The 6840-nt window shown below is 64.6% G+C and carries 8 protein-coding genes and 2 pseudogenes; 8 read left to right on the top strand and 2 right to left on the bottom strand.

Annotation, left to right across the window (positions count from 1 at the left end; genetic code table 11):
• The first annotated feature begins 106 nt into the window (after positions 1–106).
• The 4 genes and pseudogenes from cobU to H1B27_RS41260 all read left to right on the top strand — a co-directional run bounded on the left by cobU (position 107) and on the right by H1B27_RS41260 (position 2398).
• Entirely contained in the window at positions 107–610 is a 504-nt protein-coding gene (gene cobU, locus H1B27_RS27795) for a bifunctional adenosylcobinamide kinase/adenosylcobinamide-phosphate guanylyltransferase (RefSeq protein ID WP_197968288.1), read from the top strand.
• The gene (gene cobS / locus H1B27_RS27800; protein ID WP_197968289.1) at positions 607–1380 is read left to right on the top strand and encodes an adenosylcobinamide-GDP ribazoletransferase; all 774 of its coding nucleotides are present in this window, start codon (positions 607–609) and stop codon (positions 1378–1380) included. Before cobU ends, cobS begins: the two co-directional genes overlap by 4 nt.
• A 12-nt stretch (positions 1381–1392) precedes the next feature.
• Positions 1393–2025, top strand: a complete 633-nt coding sequence (gene bluB / locus H1B27_RS27805; protein ID WP_197968290.1) for a 5,6-dimethylbenzimidazole synthase — start codon at positions 1393–1395, stop codon at positions 2023–2025.
• A 224-nt stretch (positions 2026–2249) separates the two neighbouring features.
• Positions 2250–2398, top strand: a pseudogene (locus H1B27_RS41260) (Flp family type IVb pilin).
• Between the two features lie 239 nt (positions 2399–2637).
• Here H1B27_RS41260 and H1B27_RS27815 read toward each other — a convergent pair.
• Positions 2638–3548: pseudogene (locus tag H1B27_RS27815) on the bottom strand (LysR family transcriptional regulator).
• 129 nt (positions 3549–3677) lie between these two features.
• Here H1B27_RS27815 and H1B27_RS27820 point away from each other — a divergent pair.
• Positions 3678–4616, top strand: a complete 939-nt coding sequence (locus tag H1B27_RS27820; RefSeq protein ID WP_197968292.1) for a ring-cleaving dioxygenase — start codon at positions 3678–3680, stop codon at positions 4614–4616.
• Positions 4613–5239, top strand: coding sequence for an alpha/beta hydrolase (locus tag H1B27_RS27825; RefSeq protein WP_197968293.1), 627 nt, complete (start codon positions 4613–4615; stop codon positions 5237–5239). Before H1B27_RS27820 ends, H1B27_RS27825 begins: the two co-directional genes overlap by 4 nt.
• Positions 5240–5287: 48 nt before the next feature.
• Here the strand turns inward: H1B27_RS27825 and H1B27_RS27830 are convergent, their stop codons facing one another.
• The gene (locus H1B27_RS27830; protein ID WP_197968294.1) at positions 5288–6196 is read right to left on the bottom strand and encodes a DMT family transporter; all 909 of its coding nucleotides are present in this window, start codon (positions 6194–6196) and stop codon (positions 5288–5290) included.
• A gap of 61 nt (positions 6197–6257) precedes the next feature.
• Between H1B27_RS27830 and H1B27_RS27835 the strand changes: the two genes are divergently transcribed.
• Positions 6258–6569 carry a hypothetical protein gene (locus H1B27_RS27835; protein ID WP_197968295.1) on the top strand — a complete coding sequence of 104 codons (312 nt, stop codon included), beginning with the start codon at positions 6258–6260 and terminating at the stop codon, positions 6567–6569.
• A 57-nt stretch (positions 6570–6626) separates the two neighbouring features.
• On the top strand, positions 6627–6840 hold a 214-nt coding region (locus tag H1B27_RS27840), incomplete at its 3' end, for a transposase (RefSeq protein ID WP_376708974.1).

Genomic DNA, 6840 nt, shown 5'->3' on the forward strand with positions numbered 1-6840 from the left:
CGCCCCTGTTGCGCAAGACGGCGGCCGAGCGCAAGCCCCTCGCCGCCTGATTTCGGCTTTGTCTTTGGGCGCGTTTGATGATTAGTGCTGGCGACAGGAGACCTTCATGGCCGTCATCTTGATCACCGGCGGAGCGCGATCGGGCAAGAGCACCCGGGCGGAAGCGCGCGCGCGCAGCTTTCCCGGCCAGCCCGTCTACATCGCAACCGCCGAGGCGCTCGATGGTGAAATGGAGCAACGCATCGCACGACATCGCGCGCGGCGCGGAACCGATTGGATCGAGCGCGAGGTCCCGCTCGATCTCGTGCCCGCGCTGCTCGCAACCGATGGCGGGGGCGCGAGGCTCGTGGACTGCCTGACGCTGTGGCTCTCCAACCTGATGCATGCGACGCGCGACTGGGAGCGAGACGTGCGAGAACTCGCCGGCGCCCTGCCCCGCCTCAGCAGCCCCGTCGTCCTTGTGACCAACGAAGTCGGCCTCGGCATCGTGCCCGACAATGCCCTGGCGCGCAGCTTCCGCGACGCCGCCGGGATCATGAATCAGATCCTTGCCGGTGTCGCCGACGAGGTCGAGTTCGTCGTCGCCGGCCTGCCGATGAAGCTGAAATGATCCCGCGCGCCGAACTCTTGCGAGACGTCGTCGCCGATCTCAGGATCGCAGCGTCGTTCGTGACGATCCTGCCGGTGGCATCGTCGAAGCCCGCCGGCGACGGCGCGATCGCGCGCGCAACCTGGGCGCTGCCCGTTGCGGGATTGCTGGTCGGCCTCGCTGGCGCGTTGGTCTACAAGATCTCCATTCGCTTCGGACTGACACCGGGTCTTGCCGCCCTGCTCGTGCTGGCCACGACCGCTCTCATCACCGGCGCGCTGCACGAGGACGGACTTGCCGACACCGCGGACGGACTCGGCGGCGGCCGGACACGCGAGCGCAAGCTCGAGATCATGCGCGACAGCCGGATCGGGACCTATGGCGTCTGCGCACTGATCCTGTCGTTCGGCCTGCGCTGGAGCGCGCTCGCGGCAATCGCAAACCCATGGGCCGTCATGCTCGCGCTGTGCGCTGCGCACGCAGCAAGCCGCGCCGGCGTGCCGGCCTTCATGTCGCTGGTGCCGCCCGCGCGGCCCGATGGGCTGTCGGCCAGCGCCGGATCGCCGCCGGGCCGCAGCGTCGCCGTCGCCTTCGCTGTTGGAACGCTCGCGCTTGCCCTGGCGTTGGGGCCGGGCAAGGCGCTAGTCGGCCTGGTCCTGCTGTCGCTCGGCGGACTGATGCTGGCGCGGCTTGCCATCCGCCAGATCGGCGGGCAGACCGGCGACATTCTCGGGGCGTTCGAGCAGACGGGTGAGATCCTGATCCTGCTGGTTGCCGCCGCGTCCTTATGAGACATTGACGTCATGGTCGAGTTCGATGACGCCTTCCGCCAACACCTGCGCGAGCTGTTCGTGTGGCGCCGCGACGTGCGCCGCTTTCGCAGCGACCCATTGCCGGCCGGCGCCATCGATCGCCTGATCGAGACGGCCTGCCTCTCGCCTTCGGTCGGCCTCAGCCAGCCCTGGCGCTTCGTCACCGTCGACGACGACGCGCGGCGCCGCGCTGTGATCGACGATTTCAGATCTTGCAACGCCGACGCGCTGAACGCCTATGTCGGCGAGCGCGCCGCGCGCTATGCCACGTTGAAACTATCAGGTCTCGAACAGGCGCCTGGTCACCTCGCCGTGTTCGCGGACAAGGCCAGCGACATCGGCCACGGCCTCGGTCGCGCGACCATGCCGGAGACAACCGAATATTCCGTGGTCGCCGCGATCACCGCGATGTGGCTCGCCGCGCGCGCCGAGGGCATCGGTCTCGGCTGGGTGTCGATCCTGAGCCCGGACCGGATCCACGCCATTCTCGACCTGCCGAGCTCCTGGAAATTCATCGCTTATCTCTGCATCGGCTATCCGGAGATCGAATGCGACCGGCCCGAGCTGGAGCAGGCGAAATGGGAGCACCGGCGCGGTGCGGACGAGTTCACGCTGCGGCGGTAGAGCACCTTTGCGCGCAGATCATGCTCAGGCAATGATCCAAGGCACGATGATGATTCACCCTGATCTCATCGCAGTAACCGTGTGAAAGATTCGAGTTGGACTCAAATCAACGGTCCGGATTCAAGCCTCCTTAATCCCTCTACGAGTAGATATAAGTTGTTACAACCGATTGTTGCACGCAATTCTGACAACCATAAGGATGCTGGCATGCCTTCAAGAGGCTCCTGACAGACGAAAGCGGCGCTACGGCTATCGAATATGGCCTTATCACTGCAGGCATTGCGTTCGCTATCATTGGCCTGCCGTCAAGAACACCGGCACGGCATTGAGCGGCGTCTTCGCAAGCGTCAACACCAGGCTGACCACATCCTAAGCCTTCACGAAAAGCGGGGCGGCCCAGCCTCCCAGCGCCGGACTGCCGGAGATCCGAGCTCCAAGGATACTTTGGTCAATCCAGGGCCGCCCTGCTTGCCTCTGCACAGCCAGCGTGCCCGAGCGCCCTCATCGGCAGCAGATGTCGCTCACTCAGGCCACCCATTGAGACCCCGCGGTATTTGGTCCGTGCCGGACCGCGATCCTATCGCCCTTGAGCTATCTTCCTGGCCCCAAGTCTCAGCGCGTCCGCATGCCTGCCTCGTCCTCCCGGCCAAACCGCTCGACCAGAAAATCGATGAACAGCCGCACCTTCACCGACAGATGCCGCGTCGGCGGATAGACGGCGTACAGCGCGAGTGGCGGCGCAGAATAGTCCTGGAGCACGACGCGCAGCTCGCCTTTCCGCACGGCATCTGCGGCGATGAATTCGGGGAGCAGCGCGAGCCCCCTGCCCTTGATGGCGACGTCGCGCAACACCTCGGCATTGTTGACGCAGAGCGACCAGGCCGGCTGGATCCAGTGATCGCCATCGCTGCCTGAGAGCTTCCACTGGTTGCCGGTCAGCAGGAAGCCGTAGGTCAGCGAAGTGTGCCCGCGCAGATCCTGCGGATGTCTAGGCGTGCCGTGGCGCGCAAGGTAGTCCGGCGAAGCGCACACCATGCGCGCCACCGGCATGATCTTGCGCGCGATCAGGCTGGAGGATTCCAGCTCCGCGATCCGCAAGGTCACGTCGAAACCGTCCTGCACGGGATCGAGCAGATCGTCGCTGAGCACGATCTGGAGCTGAAGCTCGCCATGGCGCGCCATGAAATCGGCGAGCACCGGTCCGAGCCGCATCGTGCCGAACGACATCGGCGCGTTCACCCGCAACAGGCCGCGCGGCACCGACTGCGCCTGCGTCACCGCCTGGTCGGCCGCCTCGATCTCCGAGAGGATCACGACGGCGCGCTCGAAATAGCGCTGGCCGTTCTCGGTCGGGCTGGCGTGCCGCGTGGTCCGGTTCAACAGCTGGACCCCGAGGCTCTCCTCGAGGTCGGCGATGTATTTGCTGATCGCTGAGCGCGACAGCCGCAGTTGCCGGCCAGCCTCGGCAAAGCTCCCGCTTTCGACCACCTTCACGAAAGCCGGAGGCTGCCGAGCTTATCCAAGGGTTCGCCCCGGCGATTGTTTCCAAATCATAGACATAGCCGTCATAATCGCATGGATTGTCTCCAATCCAAAGCAGAACAATATTTCCGGCCAGAGCAAGCCCGCTCCCCAAATCTTGGAGGACGACAATGTCTGGACTGCACCATGTCACCGCGATCGCCGGCGATCCCATCAGGAATTTCGGCTTCTACACCCGGGATCTCGGCCTGCGCTTCGTCAAGAAGACGGTCAATTTCGACGATCCCGGCACCTATCACTTCTACTACGGCGACGAGACCGGCCGCCCCGGCACCATCCTGACCTTCTTCCCCTGGGCGGGCGTCTCGGCCGGACGCCGCGGCGTCGGCGAAACCCATCAGACCGCCTTCCGCGTGCCGCAGCGCTCGCTCGGCTACTGGACGCAGCGTTTCACCGAGAAGGGCATCGCGTATGAAGCGTTGGAGAAGCGCTTCGGTGAATCCGTGTTGCCGTTCACTGATCCGGATGGCATGGCCCTGGCGCTGGTCGGCATCCCCGGCGCAGAGAACGAGCCCGGCTGGAGCAACGGCGACGTGCCGGCCGAGCACGCGATCCGAGGCTTCCACGGCGTGACCTTGCTGCTGGACAGCGCGGCGAAGACGGCCGCCGTCCTCACCGACGTGTTCGGCTTCAAGGAGACCGGACGCGAAGGCTCGGTGATCCGCTTCGAGGCTTCAGGCGATGCCGAAGGCAGCGTCGTCGATATCTACGAGGCCAAGGGCTTCTTGCGCGGGCACCAGGGCGGCGGCTCGGTGCATCACATCGCCTTTCGCGCGGCTGACGATGCCGAACAAGGCAAGATGGCGCAGAAGCTCGTCAGCAATCACGGCCTGCACCCGACCGAGCAGCGGGACCGCAACTACTTCCGGTCGATCTACTTCCGCGAGCCCGGCGGCGTGCTGTTCGAGATCGCGACCGACATCCCCGGCTTCGCCGTCGACGAGCCCGTCGCGACGCTGGGGCGTGAGCTGAAGCTGCCTGTTTTCCTCGAACAGCATCGCAAGCAGATCGAGGACGTGTTGCCGAGCCTGGAAGAGAGCGTGTCATGACCGAGAGTAGCTTCATTCATCGTTTCGAGCCCGCACGCGATGCGGGCTCCCCACCGCTGCTGCTGCTGCACGGCACCGGCGGCGACGAAAACGATCTGCTCGGGCTCGGCAAGATGATCTCGCCCGGCGCCGCCCTGCTCTCGCCGCGCGGCCGCGTGCTCGAGCATGGCATGCCGCGCTTCTTCCGTCGCCTCGCCGAGGGCGTGTTCGACGAGGACGACGTCCGCCGTCGCGCGCACGAGCTCGGCGACTTCGTCGCGGAGGCGCAGAAGCAATACGGCCTCGCCGCGCCGATCGCGGTCGGCTTCTCCAACGGCGCCAATATCGCGGCGGCGCTGTTGCTGCTGAAGCCGAAGGCGCTTGCGGGCGCGATCCTGCTGCGCGCCATGGTGCCGCTGTCGGATCCGCCGAACGCCGACCTTGCAGGCAAGCCGGTTCTGCTGCTCTCCGGGCAGGCGGATCCGATCGTGCCGGCGAGCAATTCCGCAAGGCTCGCAGCGCTGCTGTCGGAAGCGGGCGCGCGCGTAACCCACAAGGTCCTGCCGGCAGGCCATCAATTGTCGCAGGCCGACCTGTCGCTGGCCTGCGACTGGATCGGCAAGGTCTCGGCGGAAGCGGCATGATGTAGAAGCGGCGCAACGTTCACGAACGGTGCGCCGCTTTCATCGGCTTCACGGTCCCCTCCGAGGTCCGTGCTCGGGCCATAGCGACAGGCCAAGCGCCGTCACCAGAAACGCAGCGGCGACAATGTCCTGCGCGGTCAGGCGCTCGCCGAGAACCGCCCGCGAGGCAGCCAGTCCGAAGAAAATCGAGCCGTAGGATGTCAATGCGACCACGATCGCCACATTGAGTACGCGAAGGGCCATGCTTTGCAGGAGCTGACCGGCGAGCGACAGCAGCAACACAAGTTCGACATCGAACCACACCACGGTTTGAACATCGAAGTGCTGAGCCGGAATGAGAACGGAATCCAGCCGTCCGGCAATGGCACCAAGCGCACCGAGCGCAATGCAGCCGAGGGCGCCGAACACGCCGACGACAAACAGTGCTGGATAGACCTTGTCGAGCTGACGAATGCCGAGCGTCAGGATCGCCCAAGCGAGGATGAAGGCGGCAATGAGAAGATCGCCGGTCATCGTCGCGGCGCCAGAGGACCTGGACAGCGTCAGCGTCGCAGCACCCGTGATGCCGATGGCAATCGCGACTATCTTCAACACAGAGAGCCGCTCCCGCAGGAATATCGCCGCCAGCCCGGCGGCCAGCGGTGGAAAGAGACTAAGCAGCAATACGGCATGCGATGCACTGGTGGCGTGTGCGCCGAGCGCGGATAGCGCGTTGGTGCCCGGTCCGTAAGCGATGCCACAAAACAGGAAAAGCGCCGCACTCCTGATCGTCAGCGGGGGACATCGCCGTGGCCTGGTGGCGACGGCGAGCAGCAGGAACAGTGGCAGCGACCACACGCCGCGCGCAACGAAAAGACCGACGGCGTCAAAACCGGCGGCAGCCTTGGGCGCATAAAGTATCTTCGATGCTACGGCGTTGACGCCAAAGAACACCGCCGAGACCAGGGCCGCGCCCACGGCGAGAGGTCGGCTTCCCCGATTGGCGCCCGGGCTTGCTGAAGGATCTGGAGCCTGCTCCATGGTATTGAAAGAACTCGATCTGGATCCTGACGATGGTTCATCGGCAGCTCCTCGATCTTTGAGAGCTGCTGCTGCCGCACAACGGAATCCGTCATCGCCGGACGGGCTTCACTCCGAGGGCGATCGAGTAAAGCTGGATTGGCCAATCGACGGCGTCCTTGCCCTGATTGAGACCCGGAGTCCGATTGAGCTGGGCGGCCGGCATCCACAACCTGCCTTCGTCGTCTATCCACATCGCATCCACCCATGCCAGGCGCGGATCGGCAATCAACGTCGATACCTTGCCGATATTGTTGCAAAAGTCAGTTGAGACGAGCCAGCAAGCGTGATTCCGTTGTGTTGACGCGAATCGCGACGAGGTCGATCCATGATGGGCCGTCTGAAGAGTGACCAAGGTCAACTGTTCTACGAGTTTCATCTCAGCGATGTAGTTCCCGAAGATCATCTGGTGCGGAAGATCGACACTGCTCTCGATCTATCCTGGCTTCGCAGCGAACTTGCTCCTCATTATTCGTCCATGGGTCGCCCGTCGATCGATCCGGAGCTGATGATCCGGATGTTGATCGTAGGGTATGTCTTCG

Source organism: Bradyrhizobium diversitatis, from assembly GCF_016031635.1.
In the GTDB taxonomy this organism is placed as follows: Bacteria; Pseudomonadota; Alphaproteobacteria; order Rhizobiales; family Xanthobacteraceae; genus Bradyrhizobium; species Bradyrhizobium diversitatis.

What these genes read in the sequence shown, in the direction of transcription:
- cobS (WP_197968289.1), top strand. Translation starts at nt 607, where the DNA reads ATGATCCCGCGCGCCGAACTCTTGCGAGACGTCGTCGCCGATCTCAGG.
- H1B27_RS27825 (WP_197968293.1), top strand. Translation starts at nt 4,613, where the DNA reads ATGACCGAGAGTAGCTTCATTCATCGTTTCGAGCCCGCACGCGATGCG.
- H1B27_RS27835 (WP_197968295.1), top strand. Translation starts at nt 6,258, where the DNA reads ATGGTATTGAAAGAACTCGATCTGGATCCTGACGATGGTTCATCGGCA.
- bluB (WP_197968290.1), top strand. Translation starts at nt 1,393, where the DNA reads ATGGTCGAGTTCGATGACGCCTTCCGCCAACACCTGCGCGAGCTGTTC.
- cobU (WP_197968288.1), top strand. Translation starts at nt 107, where the DNA reads ATGGCCGTCATCTTGATCACCGGCGGAGCGCGATCGGGCAAGAGCACC.
- H1B27_RS27820 (WP_197968292.1), top strand. Translation starts at nt 3,678, where the DNA reads ATGTCTGGACTGCACCATGTCACCGCGATCGCCGGCGATCCCATCAGG.